9 protein-coding genes are annotated in these 17,175 nt (G+C 63.7%); 3 read left to right on the top strand and 6 right to left on the bottom strand.

The window, feature by feature from the left end; genetic code table 11:
• The first annotated feature begins 61 nt into the window (after positions 1 to 61).
• From WEB06_08145 to WEB06_08135, 3 genes are read left to right on the top strand one after another with little or no spacing between them, the layout of a single operon-like run.
• Positions 62 to 493 carry a JAB domain-containing protein gene (locus WEB06_08145; GenBank protein MEX2555587.1) on the top strand — a complete coding sequence of 144 codons (432 nt, stop codon included), beginning with the start codon at positions 62 to 64 and terminating at the stop codon, positions 491 to 493.
• A gap of 26 nt (positions 494 to 519) precedes the next feature.
• Positions 520 to 1,227 carry a hypothetical protein gene (locus WEB06_08140; protein MEX2555586.1) on the top strand — a complete coding sequence of 236 codons (708 nt, stop codon included), beginning with the start codon at positions 520 to 522 and terminating at the stop codon, positions 1,225 to 1,227.
• A gap of 13 nt (positions 1,228 to 1,240) precedes the next feature.
• On the top strand, positions 1,241 to 1,843 hold the full coding sequence (locus WEB06_08135) for a protein-tyrosine phosphatase family protein (protein ID MEX2555585.1): 603 nt from the start codon (positions 1,241 to 1,243) through the stop codon (positions 1,841 to 1,843).
• Between the two features lie 173 nt (positions 1,844 to 2,016).
• Here the strand turns inward: WEB06_08135 and drmC are convergent, their stop codons facing one another.
• The 6 genes from drmC to drmD are packed head-to-tail and all read right to left on the bottom strand — an operon-like array spanning position 2,017 to position 16,897.
• Positions 2,017 to 2,796, bottom strand: a complete 780-nt coding sequence (gene drmC / locus WEB06_08130) for a DISARM system phospholipase D-like protein DrmC (GenBank protein ID MEX2555584.1) — start codon at positions 2,794 to 2,796, stop codon at positions 2,017 to 2,019.
• Complete coding sequence (locus WEB06_08125; GenBank protein MEX2555583.1) at positions 2,796 to 4,589, bottom strand: DUF1998 domain-containing protein; 1,794 nt, start codon at positions 4,587 to 4,589, stop codon at positions 2,796 to 2,798. Before WEB06_08125 ends, drmC begins: the two co-directional genes overlap by 1 nt.
• Positions 4,586 to 8,035: a DISARM system helicase DrmA gene (gene drmA / locus WEB06_08120; GenBank protein MEX2555582.1), complete on the bottom strand. Its 3,450-nt coding sequence runs from the start codon at positions 8,033 to 8,035 to the stop codon at positions 4,586 to 4,588. The genes WEB06_08125 and drmA overlap by 4 nt, the downstream gene beginning before the upstream one ends.
• Positions 8,032 to 9,615 carry a DUF6119 family protein gene (locus tag WEB06_08115; protein MEX2555581.1) on the bottom strand — a complete coding sequence of 528 codons (1,584 nt, stop codon included), beginning with the start codon at positions 9,613 to 9,615 and terminating at the stop codon, positions 8,032 to 8,034. Before WEB06_08115 ends, drmA begins: the two co-directional genes overlap by 4 nt.
• A complete protein-coding gene (locus WEB06_08110; protein MEX2555580.1) occupies positions 9,612 to 13,580 on the bottom strand; it encodes a DNA methyltransferase in 3,969 nt (1,322 codons plus the stop codon). Before WEB06_08110 ends, WEB06_08115 begins: the two co-directional genes overlap by 4 nt.
• 2 nt (positions 13,581 to 13,582) lie before the next feature.
• The gene (gene drmD, locus WEB06_08105) at positions 13,583 to 16,897 is read right to left on the bottom strand and encodes a DISARM system SNF2-like helicase DrmD (GenBank protein MEX2555579.1); all 3,315 of its coding nucleotides are present in this window, start codon (positions 16,895 to 16,897) and stop codon (positions 13,583 to 13,585) included.
• Positions 16,898 to 17,175 lie beyond the last annotated feature (278 nt).

The following is a 17,175-nucleotide window of genomic DNA, read 5'->3' as shown; positions in this document are numbered from 1 at the left end:
GGGAACGGCTCGCACGCCGTCCCGGTCCCTTCTCCATTTTCTCAACCAAGGAGGACCAGCCATGACCGAGCGTTATCGACTCACGCTCGTCCGCGAACCTGCGGGCGCTCCCTTCGGCACCCAGATCTGGGCACCGGCCGATCTCGCGACCGTTGCACGCAGCCTGATCTGCGACGAACCGCAAGAGATCGTTCTGTGCATGCATCTCGACCGACGGCACCGCCTCCGCGGCTATCACGAGATCGCACGCGGCGGCATCGCAAGCGCTCAGGTCGACATGCAGATCCTGTTCGGCGCCGTCCTTCTCACCGCCGCACCTGCCTTCGCGCTCGCGCACAACCATCCCAGCGGCGAGGCGACACCCAGTCCCGACGACATCGCGCTCACGCGTCGGGTCGCACGGGCAGCCGATCTGCTCGGCGTCGAGTTCGTCGATCACCTCGTCGTCACCCCGACGGGCTTCGCCTCGCTCCGCGATCACGGAGCCCTCTAGCACACGACAACAAGGAGGAGGTAACCATGTCCACGATCAACGAACGCACAGTCGCGCGCGGCCGGCGCCTCGATCCCGACCGTGACATCACCCAGGACGCCGCCGACTTCTATCTCCTCGAAAACCTCGCCAACGTGCGAGGCGACGCACTCGCATGCGAGCTACTCGACCGACACGAACGCACCCTCGCCAACGAGTTCGCCGGATACCTCGACATGGCCATCGGCGGAGAGCTTCGCTACGCCAAGCGCTACCTCGAAGAGTTGCCGCCCGAACTCGAACCGTTCTTCCGCGAGGTTTCCGACACCGCGCGCGGCAAAGCATGGCTCGTGTGGACCGTCATCCGACGCAAGTTCGGCCTCGATGCGCTCGACCTCGCCGAGGAAGCATTCGGAAATCCCGGATGGCGGCGAAACTTCGGCGGCTACCCGTGGGCGTGCGCCGTGCGCGCACTCCGTCCGTATCTCGAAGGCAAACGAAAGCCGCGCCTGTTCGTCGATCAGTGTTTCAACCTTCAGCACAACACCGGGTGCATCTTGAACAAGCTCTACAACGTTTCCAAGTTGCCCGAAGTGCTCGAAGCACATGGAGCCGACGACTATCCCGTCCTGCTTCACCACGCCTCGGTAGATGTCAGGCGGCGATGGCGGCGTCAGGACTACTTGCAGCGCGCCGACCACGATCCCACCTGGCTCGGCGTGCAGATCCTCGACAGCTACGACGACGTCGCGTGAGAAAGGAAGAGCGATGACCCAAGAACGTGAGATGGACGCCTACTGGGACGACTTCGACGAGGGAGTGCCCGACTGGGAAGGACCCACGCACAACAGAAGGTTGCCGAGCGCGCCCACGCGGATCGCTCCATGGCGACCGCAATGCCGGCACTGGCGTGAACCCGTCGAATTGCTCGACGGTGTCACCGTGTTCGCGTCCGCTTGGTTCGACCGACCCCAAGGCCATATCGACATGGAATGGCCCGACGTCGGCATGTACCTTGACGGCAGTTGGGCAAGCGTCACGATGCTTTGCTCGCCGGGGTTCCGTCCACGCTTCGCGCAGTATCGGCCGTCGAAGCTGCTCGTTTACCCATGGCCGGACCTCGGCGTTCCACGCGAGCCAGGTAGGTTCATGCGCGCGTTGCACTGGGTACTGAACCAAGCCGCGCAAGGCAAGCGCGTCGAGATCGGATGTGCCGGCGGGCACGGACGCACCGGAACCACGCTTGCGGCGCTCCTGATCCTGCAAGGGATGAGCACGAAGCGAGCTGTCACTCGGATCCGGCGTACCTACTGCTCGGAGGCGATCGAAACGAAATCGCAGATACAGATGCTGCTACGCACAACGCGATGATTACCCTTTCCCGGTCGGGCGAAAGCCCGGCCGGGAATGCTCCGCGGGCATGTCGTTGCTCGGCCAAGACACTGTCGCCGCATCGGTGTCGCGATCGTTTCGTCCGGCGAACAAGGACTGGCAATTGCGGTAGTCATAGGGCGTATCTCTCAAACGTGGACTCCCGCACCGATTCACGCTCCGGGCAAAGGGGCCAGCAATCCCTGATCGATCAGGCCCTGAAAGTGTGTGGCGACACTTAGCGCGAGGGCGCGATCGCGGATGAGGATCCCAATCTCGATATTGCGGTCTAGCGCGGCTTCAGTGAGGTTCGCCGACGTGACGAACACAGCCACGTCGTCGGTCACGACGGCCTTCGCGTGGAGGACGCCGCCAGGACCCCCAAGTTCGAGCGCCCGCGGATCGTAGTAGACGGTCGGTCGACTCTCACCAGGCCATTCAACGCTCCAGAAACGATCGGCGAACCGGCGGACCAGTTGGTCGGCGGCGCTATTGTCTCCCCGTTTGCGCTGGATGTTCATCAAGAGCGTGACGCGGAGCGTGGGGATCGCGGCCATCCGATCGGCGATGACCTTGAACGCTTTGGGGCCATCGAAGAATGCGTATGTGCTGGCCCAGACCGATCGCTCGGCCGAGCCGAGAAGTTCCTCATAGACGCGCCGGGTGTCGCGCGCATGGAGTCCGGGAACCTCGGGACCAGACCACACCAGGTCCGGTTGCGCGACGCGCGCGGCCATCTCATCGACCGTGCGGATCCACGCGCCGGCAGCCCGACCCATGATTCCCAGTTTGGTGAGTTCCAGAAGAGCGGCGCACACGTCGTCGATGCCTTCGCTGACGCCGAGGACGGAACGGACGGCGCCCGGGGCGAACGGCTCTGTCAGCATGCCGGAGTCGAGTGCGCCGGCGAGTCGCTTCTTCAGGTGCGGGGGCAGATCGATGATCCGACGCATCACACGCCATCGACGAAGAAGGCGGCGTCGTCAACGCCGAGGATAGGGAGGACGAGCGCCCGGTCGAGGTAGTCGTTGCGCATCTCGCACGACGTCTCCGCGATCAACGCGCAGCCATGACACGACGCCCCGTGGAGCCAACGCTCTTCCAGACTGGACCCAGGCTCATGCTGAGCGCAGATCGGGTCGTTCGAACAGAGGGCGCCCATCCGGAGTGCGCGCGCGAGATGCTCCTCGATGTGGCGCGCCTGCTGAACGAGGCCGCCGAGCGTACCTTCGGAGTCCGGACTTCCTGTGTAGAGAAGGATCCCGTACCGTCCTCCTTCGGTGTAGATCCGCTCCCGGATAGAGCTCGCCGGGTACCCGCAGCTCATCGCCAGCGATTGCAAGAGCAGGTGAGCGAGGGTGTGCAAGAGGACGTATGGCCCTCCGGGAAAGAGTCGCTTGCTCTTCCTAGCATCCGCCCAGCGCCTGTGCCCAAGGGCGAGGAGGTCCAGCCGACCGGCAACGCCGGATTCCTTCAGCCAGCGCTCGATCGCGTCCGCGCGTATCTGGATGAACACGCCTTCCCCGCGGTTCTCGACGGCCGGGAACCACGAAGGCTCAAGGGCGATGTCGGCGCGTTCAACGTCGGTCTCATATTCGCCGTGGATGTCCGGCGTCACCGCCTCGAAGCGGGTGAAGCCGACCAATCCCATCACCTCGCGGAGCCGGTGAAGCTGAAGGACCGACTCCACGTCATCCGACACTTTGGCGTTCCGCCAGACGTGCTCCGGTAGGCGGCGTGCGTGGAAGTCCGGGTCCATGGGGACGTCGTCGCCGTACCCATCGGGTGCTGCCAACAGAGCTTCGAGTTCCACCTCCTTGACCGGTCGCTCGACCTGGGCGCCACCCTTGATCTCCTGGATGGCATCCATGACTTCGGCGTCAGAGAAGGGAGCGAGCTTCTCGGTGATCTGCGGCTGCTTCTTCAAGAATGCCAGCTCCGCCGGACTCTCAACGGTTTGGAGTTGTGTCCACAAATCGCGAACGACCACTTGGACGGCGGACCCACGCTCGGGCAGGGAGAGCACGCTGACCACTTGCGGGAAGTACGCGTTGGCTGCGGTCCGGATCAACAACCGGCTCGGCTGGTTGCAGTCCTCGGCGCTGTTGAGTCCCAACCATGGGCGACGACCGCGACACATCCCCAGCGGCATGGTCTCGATGTTGCTGGCCTCATAGAGCGGCCTCGATGCTTTGCATTCGCACCGAACGGTGAGGTCTCCGAGGTCTCCGCCGGTTCCCCGTTCATCGAGCCACAGTTGCCTCGTTCGCAAACAGTCACTCTGAGTTCCATGGACGTACACATACCAATCGAGGTCGTCCACATGGCCACGAGGGCATGCGCGCACGAAGCGCGTCGGGACGACCTGAAGTCCGTCGAAGCGGCCATTGTCGTCGAGCGCCTTCCGCGAAACGAGTCTGCGCGAGCGCGACCTCTGACCTGCTCCATCCTTCTCGCGGACCACGAACCATTCCGGGAACCGCCACACGCCGATTCCCTTCTTAGTCTCACGAGGGTCGTTGGAGTCTGGCGGCGGTGAGTACAGGCGTGGGGCGATCACGCCGGTCATGTTCTGAAGCTTTCGCGTCAGCCGCGGCTCGATGATCTCGTCCAGGTCGTCGAGTTTCCCCCACGTGTCCAGCCCGCCGACGATGGCCGAGTGATCCGGGAGGTCGATGAGTGCGCCGGGACCGTATGTGGTGATGATCTGGCTCCGCCGAACCTGTCCGTGCCCCCGCTTGCTCACTTGCCGCCCCCGCCCTTGGTTCCGGTGAGATCCCTAATGAACAGATTGACCTGTGGCTCGACGTCGCGCAGCGAACGGTTCACGCGGAACTTCCGGTGGTGCTCGGTCTCGAAGTCCTCATCCAACATCTCACGAAGCAGCGGGCGTGCAGCCGCGCGAACCGTTTCGTACTTCTGGTACTGAACCTCAACACCTGCCTGCTGATAGTCGTCGACGATCTTGAGCCACGAGTCGAGGAGATCCACGATGCGGCTACGCACGCTCAGCAGCCGTTCGTTCAGTTCAGCCGGATCGCTGATGGGTTGCTGTTCGAGTCGAGCCCGGAAAGTGTCGAGCAGCGCAACCTCGAGGTCGGCGCGCACAGCAGCGATCTTCTCTGCACCGCGATGCGGTGTCAGCAACGGCTCCCTGTGACGGGCAAGCGTCACCAGCGCCCCTGCCAATCCACGGTCGAGCGCGCGCGCAGAGAACGGCGTGACGCTCGCGACTTCGACTGACCGATAGAAGGTGTCGTGGTAGTGACGGAACCGCTCGTAGTGCGACCGGTCGCGCGGCTTGTGGATGTTCAGCAGAGTCACGACCAGGCCCGGCTTGGAATCATCTCGGCCAACGCGGCTGGTCGCCTGGATGTACTCCGAATGGGTCTTCGGTTGTCCGAGCACGAGCATGAGCCCGAGCCGCTGGATGTCGAGACCCACCGAGATCATGTTCGTCGCGATCGCGCAGTCCACGCGCTGCTTCTCGTGGAATGCAAGCCCCAGGCGTCTCCGCGCCTCCGCGATCTTGTCGGTCGGCACACGTGAGGTGAGCTCGAGGACCTCCGAGAAGGTCTTGCGGTCATGGAACAGCCCAGGGTCCTCGCCGATGCGTTTGCGCGCTCCGTACTCCTTCACCGTGTTCTGCACTTCTTCTTCGAGGATGCGACGAGCACCACCGAGTTCGCGGAGCGCGTTGAAGTACCCGAGTCCCGTCATGTAGGGGTCGGCGGGGTTGTCGGTGTTCTTGTGGCCGCCCGCGTCGCGATAGGCGCGCTCAGCCGCGCCCATCAGGGCGAGCCATGCCCGCCGCATGAGAACCTTCGGGTTGCGACCCTGTGCCGCGATCCCGATGTAGAGGCGCGCTGGCACCTCGGTCGATGGAAGCGTGCGAGCGAAGAACGAGTCACGCCGATCCGGACCCGGTGGTGGGAAGACGTGCGTGATCGGCCGAGCGAATAGCGCCTGCACCTGGTCCTGCGCGCGCCGCGCGGTCGCCGTGGAAGCCACGATCTTCGGTCGTACCGGTCGCCCATCCAACTCGCGCGCGCAGAGCGCCTCGATGGCCGACTCATACAGACCTGCCATCGTGCCCAAGGGGCCCGAGATCAGGTGGAGCTCGTCTTGGATGATCAGATCGGGCGGCGGCAGCGGCGCCTCCAGCCGACCCCCCTGCCCGGGCTCCGCGGGTCCGTAGAACCCGTGAGCATCGTGGCGGTCAGCACCGCCGAGCAACACGCCCGAGGTGCCAACCCACGGCAGGGAGGCGAACTTGTCAACCGTCGCAACGAGGAAGGCAGGGAGGCGACGATAGATGGGCTCGTCTACGGCGACGATCGGCAGAGGACGGTCGCGCGTGAAGTCACACTCGAAGTTCGCGCAGACGATGCGCAGTTCGCTTGGTTTATCGCTATCGGGAAGCAAAGTGAACGATGTCGGTTGGAAGCGCGCATCGCACCACGGACAGTTCTCGAGCGGGATCGGTGACGGCTTACTCTTCGGGTCGTTCTTGAACTGATTGACCTTCGCTCGCGCGCTGTCGCTGCGGCCATCACCCTTCTTTCCGAGGATGTTGGGCGTTGCCGCCTTGCCCACCCACAGCCCGATCTCGAAGGACCACGTCCCGTACCGCGGAACATCGGCCTCTCGTTCGAGTTCGAGCGCACACACGAGACCTGCCGCGCGCGCAAGCTGATCGAGTGTCAGCAGTCGCAGCGTGTAACGCATGATGACACTGACCCCCGCACCAGCAAGACCAGCGTCCTGCGGATGCCGCAAGCGGCGCAGGACCATCGTGAATGCGGCCAGGCCTAGGTAGGCCTCCGTTTTCCCGCCGCCGGTCGGGAAGAACAACAGATCGACCGTCTCTCGATGAGGATCGGTCGGATCGGCGAGTCCGGGCAAGTTCAGCAGGATGAACGCAAGCTGGAACGCCCGCCACTTCGGGTCCGCGATATCGAGCCGACGCCGCAGCGCCCGCGACACGGCTCGGTTCGCGACACGGAAAGAATCCAACGCGTCCGGATCGGACGCGAGCACGTCTATACCGCGCTCGATCCGATCCGCCGCGATCCCAGCGAGTCGAACGAGTTCTTCCGCCGCGTCACGACGCGATCCCGACAGCGCGTCGATCAGCGGTCGACGCTCATCGATCCAGGTCCGGTACTGCTGGACCAGCGGCTCGAGCGCCGCCTTCGCGGCGGCGCCGTCCGTCAACGCGCCGAGGGCCTCCATCGCGAGTTCGACTCCCGCAACCGCGACCGTGGCGGTCTTCTCGACCTCGGCGTCGGGGATCCAGGTGGTCCACAGCTCGCGACTCTCGTCGTCGGTGATCGTCCACCCGACCGAAACCCCGTGGCCGGTCGCGTATCCGGGAGAGTCCGCGAAATGAAGGTCCGCGACTTGTTCGTCCCAGTCTTCGGCGAGCCGGCCCCGCAGATCCGGCCGCGGCACGAAGGGCCGTTCGCACCCCACCCGCAACTCCGCCTGGAACACGAATCCTTCGTCCGGTGCGTCCTCGTTGGGAGTCCGCCGGTTGACCAGGAACACCGAAACGGAGCGGGTTCCGCGCGGGATCTGCTCGTCCATCTCATCGGAGATCGGACGTTCGACCACCTGCACCTCGAGGCCATCCGAGTTCGGAACCGGATGAACCTTGGACGCGACCGGGACCGTGATTCGCTCAATGCGCTCGAAACGCTGCCAAAGTTTCTTCGAGGACTTCCCGCCCTCGCCGTTGCCGCTTCCCGCATCCCCCTCGCCGTCGCCGTCGCCGTCGCCGTCGCCTCCGCCCTCGCCGTTCGCCCCATCGGGCGGCGCGTCTACCTGTCGGTAGTCCCCCCAACGGACGGTCACGGTCAGGTCGTTCGCGCCGGCCGGCGTGAGGAAGCTCAGCCCCATCGAGGACGGGAAGAACCCCTTCTTGGCGGCCTTGCGATCGTCGGCGTTCTCTTCGCTGGCGCCACCCGACTCCGGGATCTCGTCGACGTCGTCACTCTCATCGTCGTCACCCTGGGATTCAGGCGGGCTTCCCGAGGGGATCAAGAACCCTCCCAGATACCAGGTCGACGGGCGAACCCAACCCGGCAGTTGCTCGTCGATGAACGCATGATCGACCCAGGGGCCGACCAGGTCGAGTCGAAGGGCCTGCACGAGACTTTCACGGACTTCGACCGGTGACGTAGTTCTCATTCGACTTCTATCCTCTCGAGGCGTACGTCGAACCCCAAGGTCCGGAGCGACTCAGCTGACCGCACTAGATGCAACTTGGAGAAGAATGGAAGTGCACGCCTCCAGCCCGGTCCGCCTTTGATAATGGCGAAGACGACTCGATAGCGATTTGGATCCGGACGGTCGCGAGGGACATGCGCAGCGAGGGAGGCGGCGCGATCCGCCAGGAGCACCCGCGCCTCCTCACGGAACCCCTCATCGGACAGGAAGGCCTCTGCGGAAACTCGGGCCTGTGCGAAGAGATGGCTTAGCGTCGAGGACTGGTTCCATCGCTTCACGTGGACAAACTGACGATCGTTGCTTACGTAAAGGTCGCACAACTCGATCTGGTCCCCGTCGGCGCGCACACACTTCTTGTCCAGGAGATAGATGCCGCGCCCAGCTGCACGTTTGTTGTATGCCCCTTCATACTCACCTTGCTTCGCCGACGGGAGGTTCAGACCTGCCCTTGGGATGCGATCGACCCGGTTGTCGATTCTCTTGGAGAACTGTTTCTCGATCTCATGCCATTCGCCCCCGGAGAGGACATAGCGCCGCCCCTTCACGTCCCTCTCAGCAACGAGGGCGCGATAGACGGACCACCTCGAGATTGGCTCCGCGGACTCCGCAAAATGAAGGAAGATCCGTTGGCGTCGGAGTCGCTCGATGGAGATGTTCTCTGGACTGCGAATCTGGGCATGGAGCGATCCGAGCGACAGGTCCGGTTCTGGAGCCCCACTCTTGACGAAACTGAACCCGTCAATCCTGTCGCAGTCGACTATCTCGGGCGGTGCCATGTGTAGCCCATCACTGCTCCCGAGTCGAAGAGCCGGCAGGAGTTGTTCGTCCAGCATTCCGATCATTTCCGGATCCGTCACAGTCTTGACGTGATCCACGAACTCGAATCCCCGCTTCTTGTAGCTGTCACTCCGGTACGCGTTTAGGACTTCCCGGCATTTGGCTCCGAGGTCGCCGAATTCGAGCGACGCTCGAAACTGCAGGGCGTCGGCGCCGCTCACGACTCTTGCAAAAGCTGGGTCGCTGGGCACGCCCGCCACAGAGCCTAGGAGGTCCTCCTCCTTGTCGACCCCGAATTCTGAAAGCCGCGAGCTGCGGCTGGTCTGGCGGCGAGTGTGCACCGTTAGCTCCTGCACCGTCTTCGTATCGACGCTTCGCAACCCGGCCTCGTCGACCGTGTTGAGCACGACACGAAGCCCGAACCCCCGCTCGATCCGGTTCGGCCGCAACCAGCTTCTGCCGTAGCCGAAGGTGAAAGCAAGGATTCTCTTTGCGGATTTGATGAAGAGGACGGAGCTAGTGTTTGAGTTACGGCGACGATCGAGATTCCCCTTCACGCCAGCCTCGAGGAAGTCGAACCATCGCGGCTGAGCGGTTTGCTGAGGCCCCAGGAACACGACCCCCTCGAATGGCGTGGATGAGTCGAGTTCATATCGGGTGAGGACCCTGACCTCGTCTTCGTCGAGAGCCTCCTCATACGCCTTCGTGCCCGTCTTGATGAGGAAGACGGTCAAGGACTGGATAGGCGGCTTCTTCTCGCTCATTCGAAAAGACCCAACGTTTCAGGGATCTGTCCCTCACGCTTGGACCGCCCCGTTGCTCGCTTGGGGGTCGCACCGGAACGGGTCTCGGCGGCGGCGCGCTCGGCGTTGAGTTGCAGCAGCCGCGCGAGAACATCGTCGCGGACCTCGTCGGGCCAGCGATACCGCCACGGCTTCTTGCGCTTGCTGTCCTCTTCGTCGACCTCGTGGTCCAACAGGAAGTCGCAATCGGTCGGCACATCGTTCCAGCCATAGGCATCGAGCATCGCACGATCCATCGCAGCGTGCAGTTCGCGGAGTTTCATGATTCTCGGGTCGCGCTCGTCGGGATCATGGAAACGGTTGTAGGTCTTCGTGAGCCCTTCGTCGTTGCGGATCATCAGGTCCGCGCGGAACTCGTAGTAAGCCTTGCCGACCGTCTCGAGATCCGGGTGCGTTTCCCAATTCTCGGGGAACGGGAACGTCTCGAAACAGTCCGAGGGCGTGTAAACGGGGTCGTCCTTCATCGTTGAGCCGAAGAAGCGCGACCATTCATCATGAACGCGATTCTGCAGTGCGGCAAAGGCCGCACACGAATCTAGAGCTATCAATACGAGCTTGTTGGAATAGACCATTCCCTTCGGAAGGAACGCGAATGCTGGCGTCGCACTAGTCTGAGAGATCGCAAGAACACGACTGATATGCTCAATGGCCTCGTATAGTTCCCCGGCCGTTCGCGCGAATTGCCACCATCGTTCAGCCCGCTTGGCCTTGTCTTTGCTGAAGGACTTGGCAAGTGCAGCCTCCCTGGTGGGGCGCACCTTCGCCTCGACGATATTCATAAGCATTGGCCACTCTCTCCGACAATCAGCCTCAGAACGCGAACCGAAGTTGATGATGTACCGTTGGTGCTTATGGTGGGGATTGGACGCCAGGTCCTCTCCTCCTATGTACGGGTATATGACTTGGCGACACCGCTCATCTTCGACTTGCAGGCGCGCCAGTTCCGTCATTGAGTTAGCTTCCCCCTCTCCGTCTGATTCGTCGAACGTGAAGCCGAGGCCTACGACCACGCTTCCCTGGAAGGCCCGTCGGGCATTCGATCGGAGCCTCGATGGATCGGAATCATCCCCAGCGTGGAAGAGGAAGGCAGTGATTTTCTCTACGGGCTGACGGTCGATGGTCGGTCGATTGAGTAGGCGCCCTTTCGCGACATGAACCACACTCACTACTACCGCAGCTCTGCCCGGCCACTTCCGACGCCTTTCCGCGCTATAGATCTCACCGCCATTTGCTCGGATCCAATAGAGACCGGTTGCCCGAGTATCTCCTTGCGCGACTGTGTTGGTGGCAATCAACCCGAACGCTCCGTCACTTCGAATCAGCGTGAAGGCTCGGCGGAAAAAATGGGCGACCAAGTCCGAGTTGCCGTGGCTACCTTCGTGCAACAGCTTCAGCCAGTCTAGGTACCCAGACGCGTTCGCGTGCGTAGTTGTGGTGCGACCCGCGAAAGGGGGGTTGCCGACGATTGCGTCGAAGCCAGGGTTCTCGCGGTCGAATGACTCGGGGAACTCGATCTCCCAGTGGAAGGGAACGAGTGGCGGATCCGCGCTGCGGAGGTCGTTCAACATTCCGCGATACTCGTGAGCATTACCCTGGGTGACCGCTTGGACGTAGCGCGTGCGGATGACCTCGCGATCACTTGTCTTCGCGCCTTCGAAGAAGGCTGCGATGACCAGATCACCAAGCAGCCGCACACGGTCGAGTTCGAAGGACGCCTTGTCCCACAGATCCCGCAACTCCCAGTCGCCGGTGCCCTCGTCCGCTTCACGGATCTGCGAACGCAACCGCGACACCTCGTCGAGGTGCTCGACCATGCGGTCCCGAAGCGGCCTCTTGAAGTCAACGGCGGGATCCCAGTGGAAGTTCTCGATCTGGGACACCGAGAGACCGACGAGGGAGTCGCCGTGACGCAGGGCGTGGTCGACGAACGTCAGGGCATGATTACGCGCCAGAGTCGCCAGCCAGAGCGACACCTTCGCCAGGTCGACGGCAACCGGGTTGCGGTCTACGCCGTAGAGACAGCGTTGGGCGACCAAGCGCCGCGCGAAGATGACCTCGTCCTCGTCGGGTGGGATGACAGGAACTTGATCGTGCGCGCGCCAGGACTCGATGAGAGCGTCACCCAACTGCCGACAGGCTTCGACGAGGAACGCCCCCGACCCCATCGCGGGGTCGCAGACCTTGAGGTCGAGGATCTGCTCGGGCGTCGGCACCAAGCCATCGCCTCCGCGGAGGCGCGCGAGGATCGGCTCGAAGGTCGTTCGGACGATCGGTTCGGTGAGGGCGCGCGGCGTGTAGTGCGAGCCCGAGCGCCGGCGTTCCTCGCTTGGCTGCAACACCATCGCGCCCTTGGGGACGAGGTCTGGCGTGGCCGCCTTGTCGATCATGGACTCCAGCGCGGCATGCAGATCGGCGAGCGACTCGGCGGTTTCGGCAGACTTCGCGACCTTGGGTGGAACCTTGCGGTCGGCGCGGTCGAGGATCCACTTGGTCCGGGACTTCCCCGGCTGGGCGAGTAGTTCCTCAAGGTCGAGCGCCGTCGGGGCGCCGTGCTTCTTCTGCGCTTTCACCGCGACAGAGGTTCCGGTCGTCGTCTCGAGGCGGAAGCCCATCATGGTCTCGTACACCGAACCGATCTGCTCGACGTCCAGCGCCCGGTACGAGATGCGTTCACCATCGAGGATGAGCAGGTCCTCTAACACCCGGTAGATGGTTCCATCCGGGACGAGCGGTGCTTGGATGCGTTCGTGCACTTGGCGGCTTCCTGCCGATCGGCGCCCCTCCAAGAACGGGAAGCGGTCCGGGTCGAACAGCGCGCCGTGACGCTGCGGCAGGTCCAGCGTCGTCGCCCCGTCGAACACAATCCGGAACAGCACCAACAACTGTGCCCACGCTCCGAACCGTTGGTCCATCGTGTCCGGGAACAGCGCCGCATCTTCGCGCAGGCGTTCGAAGAGGCCACCGAGCGAATAGTGCTGGGTGTAGGTGGCGTCGCCGGGGAGCATGTCGCGCTCCTCGGCGTACAGGAGGAACACGAGTCTGAGGATAACGGTGAGCCAGGCGCGATACGCCTCGTCTGGATCGTCCTGGAGCGGGTCACACAGGAGCGTGGCCCCGCTCGCGTCGTGGGCCGCCTGGAATCCGCGCAGCAGTTCGTACAGTGCGTGCAGGACCTGTTCGGCGAGCTTTTCGCTGACCTCGTTCTGGAACTTGCGGCTCTCGTCGAGCAGCGCGGGCAGCCGTTGGTTCCTTGGCAGGGTGAGGAGCCGGGTCTGACCGAGCAGCAGGCGCATCGCGGTGCAGATCGGCCGGCCCGCGGTCTGGAGCATGTCGGCGACCGCGAAGTTGACCCAGCCCGAGCTTTCGCCGCGCGGCGCGGAGATCAGCCGCAGCGCATGACCATTGAACAGGAGTCCCGCCGGGGCGCCGCTCTCGCGCAGCAGCCGCTCCATGCGGCTGGTCGGGCTCGCTTCCAGATGCCCGCCTTCGCGGATCTCATCATCGAACCCCTGTCCGGTCTCGAGCACACGGACCAGCAACTGCCACCGGCACGCACCCTCGGCCGGCTCCAGATCGCGCACGGCGAAGTGGGGGCGCAACATCTCGTCGTAGGCCGGTAAGGCGACCGAGAGCTCATCGGGCACCGGGACTTCGTCTGTGCCCGCGTAAGCCTTGGGAGAGAAGCCCCATCCGAGAACCTGCTCAGCGAACGCACGGAAGTCCGGGAGGTAGTCGACCGGGTCTGCATCGGTCGGACCCGGCCGCTGGGCCACGCTCGCCTGAAGCAGGCGCTGACCTTCGACATCACGCCGATCGAGGATCGCGCCGGCGCGTACCAGTGCTGGGGCCGAAACGACCAGGCCCGTCGGCTGCACGAAACCGAGCCACTCGAGGTGGTCGATAACCTGGGGGTCGAGCTTGGCCATCGTCAGTTGGTCTCCGGCCAGAGGTAGACCAGGCCCACGGGTTCAATGCGGTGCGCGCGAACCTCGTAGAAGTCTCTGATCCGCTGCGGCTCGGTCTCAAGGTCTTGGTCGAACTGCTTCAGGCGCGTCTTCCAGAAACCCATGTTCGCCTCGAGTTGCCGGCGCTCCTCGACATCGAAGTCGAGCGTGAGTTGCTTGTGGTCCTTCTCGTGCTTCGCGAGTTCGGCGATGACCCGCTCGCGCTGACGCTCGAGCGTTTCCACGAGGTCCTTCCTTTCGCGTTCTCCGCGGCTGCGGAGCTTGTCGGTCGCGGCTGCGACGAGTTCTTGTGCGCGTGGCTCGAGCTGTGGGAGAAGCTCCGCGATGTCCCCTGCGGCTGCATCGAGGAGCTTGTCACGGATCGCGTCATTAGGCTGGACGCGACCCCCTTGCAGTGACTCATCCAGGAGCTCAAGGGTCTTGGATTCCGCGTCGCGCCCGTAGGCCTTCAGCGGCTTCTTGCGCTGCGAAGGCTCGAGCCACCGCGCAGTGATCGGAACCAACTCCTCATGGAGGCGCTCCGCTCCGCTCCCGTAGAGCGCTAATCGGCCGAGCAGGATGACGCGCGGGATGGAGTCGGCTGCCTGCGCCAGGAAGGCGCGCGACAGGTCATGGTGGATGAAGCCCTGTGCGCGGAACCGGGCCAGGAGCCGCTGGGCGACGCGCTGCTCTAGGTGAAGATGAACCGTGTCGTCGCTGAGCACACCGGCGTCTTCGAATACGACGGGGCGAACAGGGGCTTCTCGCCGCCAGTCCGTTACCTTCTGATCGCTGCGCCGCGGGACGCGCAGGGAATCGAGCGTCGCGGCCCAGCTCGGGTCGGTCTCGACGCGACGGTCCAACGGGGGGAACGTCCAGACCTTGCGTCCGTGTTCATCGGTGGACTCGGTCAGGGCCTCGGAGCCGATCAGTTCGAGCGAGCAAGACAGTGCGCTGCGGAAGGCTGGTGCCTCGAACCCGACCCACTCCCGCGAGCGCTCGAGGAGCGTCTGGCACTTCGCGATCTGTGTCTTGAGTTTCTCTTCGCGATCCCTCGCTACATCGAGTTCTTCCTCGGTCCGGCGCTTGCGCTCCGCCTCGATGTCTGCGTCCTCGATCTGCTGCAAGAGCTTGTCCACGTCGGCGTGGCGGATCCCCTGAGCAAGGATGCGCTCGACATCGTCTTCGATGACCTTCGAGAGGCTGCCCAGTTCCTTCTTGATCCTCTCGGTCTTCTTGACGAGAACCTCCAGGACGTGGTCTTCCGCGCGCTGCGGCAGGACGAAGTAGTGGCAGCGCACTTCGTCGGCGGGCTGCAATTTGCGGTCGATACGGCCGTTGCGCTGCTCGATGCGCCCCGGATTCCATGGAAGGTCGAAGTGGAACAGGTCCGCGCAGTGGGCCTGGAAGTTGAGGCCTTCGCGCGCGGCATCGGTTGCGAGCAGGATGCGCAACGGCTCCTTCGCGGGATCCACATTGAAGCGTCGCTGGATCTCCTTGCGGCGCGCGCCCGCCGTGAGACCGTCGATGACCGCGATGCGCTCGTCGGCGCGGTCGGTCCCTTCGATCGCTTGCTCCAGGATGCTCTTTAGGTAGCGCTTCGTTCCCTCGCGGTTCTCGGTGAAGATCAGCACGCGTCGTTCGTTCCAGGTCGGCGCTGCACCCTTGAGCTGCTTTCCGAACGCCGGCAGATCGGGACACATGTTGTCGCGGATCCAGTCGAGCAGGCACCGAACCTTCGCGTCGGGCATGTGCCGCGACTGGTCGGTGATCGTTTGCATCTGGTCGAGCAGGGCTTGCTCACGCTTCCAGAGCCGCTCAGCTTCCTCGTCGCGGCTCGTTTCGACTTCGGCCAGCCGCGTCACGCTCTCCGTCTGCGCGGCTTCCTCCGCCTCTTGCTCGTCCGGCTCCCATGTCGCCCGCTCGTCGTCGGCGTCCGGCGATGACGTGAACAGACTTGCATCGTGCTCGGTTGCGGTCTCAGTGGCTTCCTTCGCCGCCTTCTCCCAGTGGCGCTCGACCGTGGCGCGGTGAACCTTCAGGGTGCGAGCGAACGCTTCGGTCGATGACAGCAGTCGCTGCTGCAACCCGACGACGAGCAGTCCGGCGGCCGCCCGCGAGCGCTTGCTCGTGCCTTTGAACCGTTCCTCCCGCGCGGTTCGATACTCGTCGAGGAGCTTCGACAGCACGATCTCCGGCGCATCATCCGGCAGGTCGTCGATCGCGACCCGCTCGACGATGCGCTTCGGGAATCCACCCTGGACGTTGCGGATGTCCTCCTTGAGGCGACGCACCATCACCTCTTCCATCGCTGCCTTCCGCACCGGAACGCCGCGCGTGAAGCGGTAGGGATCGAGCAATTCCATCAACGTCGAGAAACTGTTCGAGTGGCCATTGTGCGGCGTGGCCGAGAGGAACAGGCGATGTTCGAACCGCGAGGAGAGGTCGCGGATCGCGCGTGTGAACTTCGTCTCGATCCCGTACTTGCCCCCGCTCGACGGTGCAGCGTGGTGTGCTTCGTCGAGGATGAGCAGGCTGCCAGGGAGCATTGGGCCTAGCCATTCGCGCATCGGGTCCGCGTAGGCCGGGTTGATCAGCAGGTTGTGCGAGATGAGGAATCGGCTGTGCGTGCGCCACGGGTTCACGCCGAACCCGCGTTCGCGTCGCATCCGTGTTATGTAGTTGCGGTCCAAGATCTCGAACGCCAGCCCGAAGCGGTCCTCGAGTTCTCCTTTCCATTGCTCGAGGACCGATGCCGGCGCGCCTACGACGATCGTCTTCGCCTTCTTGCGCAGCAGCAACTCGCGTGCGATCAACCCCGCCTCGATCGTCTTGCCAAGGCCCGTGTCGTCGGCGATGAAGAGGTTGACGCGCGGGAGTCGCAAAGCCTTGCGGAGCGGCTCCATCTGATATGCGTCGATCTTGATGCCAGCGCGGAACGGCGCCTGGAACAGGTCCGGGTCGGTCGCGGTGACGCAACCCCAACGCAGCGTGTGGAAGAAGGCCGCGAACCGGTCCGGCTGGTCGAAACCCTTCGAGGCGAGATCCGCCCAACCTTCCTCTTCCATGATCCAGCGATCGATCTCGTGATCCCAGAAGACCTCGAGGATCTGCCCCTGCGCGTCATCGTCAGCGCACGCGAGCTGGACGCGCGCTGAGTGCGCGGGATCGTCGGGCTCGACGACATCCTCGACGAGCCAGCGGCGGGATCGGACATGAACGAGCTCGCCCACGTCCGGCAGGCGTTCCGGCAGCAGATCTGCTGCGCGCCCACCTCTGTGCTGTCCTAGCTCCGTCATTTCCGCGTGCCCTTGCGCGTCAGTACTTGTTGTGCTTCGAAAGCGTTCAACTGCTTGATCCTCCCTGGAACCAATATCACCCCCGCGCGCCAATGCTTCGATACGCGCAGTCGAGCGTCAAGAAAGGCTCGCACGACATCTTGCTCGTGCCGACCGACAATTACATTGCTGTAGTTCTTCGCCCGTAGCGCACAACAGCCTATTTGGGTTACCTCACTCCTTGCGCTGCTGACACTCGCGGTTAAGCGGCTCTTCTTGCCGACGGTAGACAAACGGTA

Source organism: Actinomycetota bacterium (assembly GCA_040905475.1).
Taxonomy (GTDB): domain Bacteria; phylum Actinomycetota; class AC-67; order AC-67; family AC-67; genus DATFGK01.
The sequence above is the reverse complement of the archived record's forward strand: the minus strand, read 5'-3'. Positions and strand labels throughout refer to the sequence as shown.

Coding starts and splice junctions, on each gene's coding strand:
- WEB06_08140 (MEX2555586.1), top strand. CDS start 520: ATGTCCACGATCAACGAACGCACAGTCGCGCGCGGCCGGCGCCTCGAT.
- WEB06_08110 (MEX2555580.1), bottom strand. CDS start 13,580: ATGGCCAAGCTCGACCCCCAGGTTATCGACCACCTCGAGTGGCTCGGT.
- drmC (MEX2555584.1), bottom strand. CDS start 2,796: ATGCGTCGGATCATCGATCTGCCCCCGCACCTGAAGAAGCGACTCGCC.
- drmD (MEX2555579.1), bottom strand. CDS start 16,897: ATGACGGAGCTAGGACAGCACAGAGGTGGGCGCGCAGCAGATCTGCTG.
- WEB06_08145 (MEX2555587.1), top strand. CDS start 62: ATGACCGAGCGTTATCGACTCACGCTCGTCCGCGAACCTGCGGGCGCT.
- WEB06_08135 (MEX2555585.1), top strand. CDS start 1,241: ATGACCCAAGAACGTGAGATGGACGCCTACTGGGACGACTTCGACGAG.
- drmA (MEX2555582.1), bottom strand. CDS start 8,035: ATGAGAACTACGTCACCGGTCGAAGTCCGTGAAAGTCTCGTGCAGGCC.
- WEB06_08115 (MEX2555581.1), bottom strand. CDS start 9,615: ATGAGCGAGAAGAAGCCGCCTATCCAGTCCTTGACCGTCTTCCTCATC.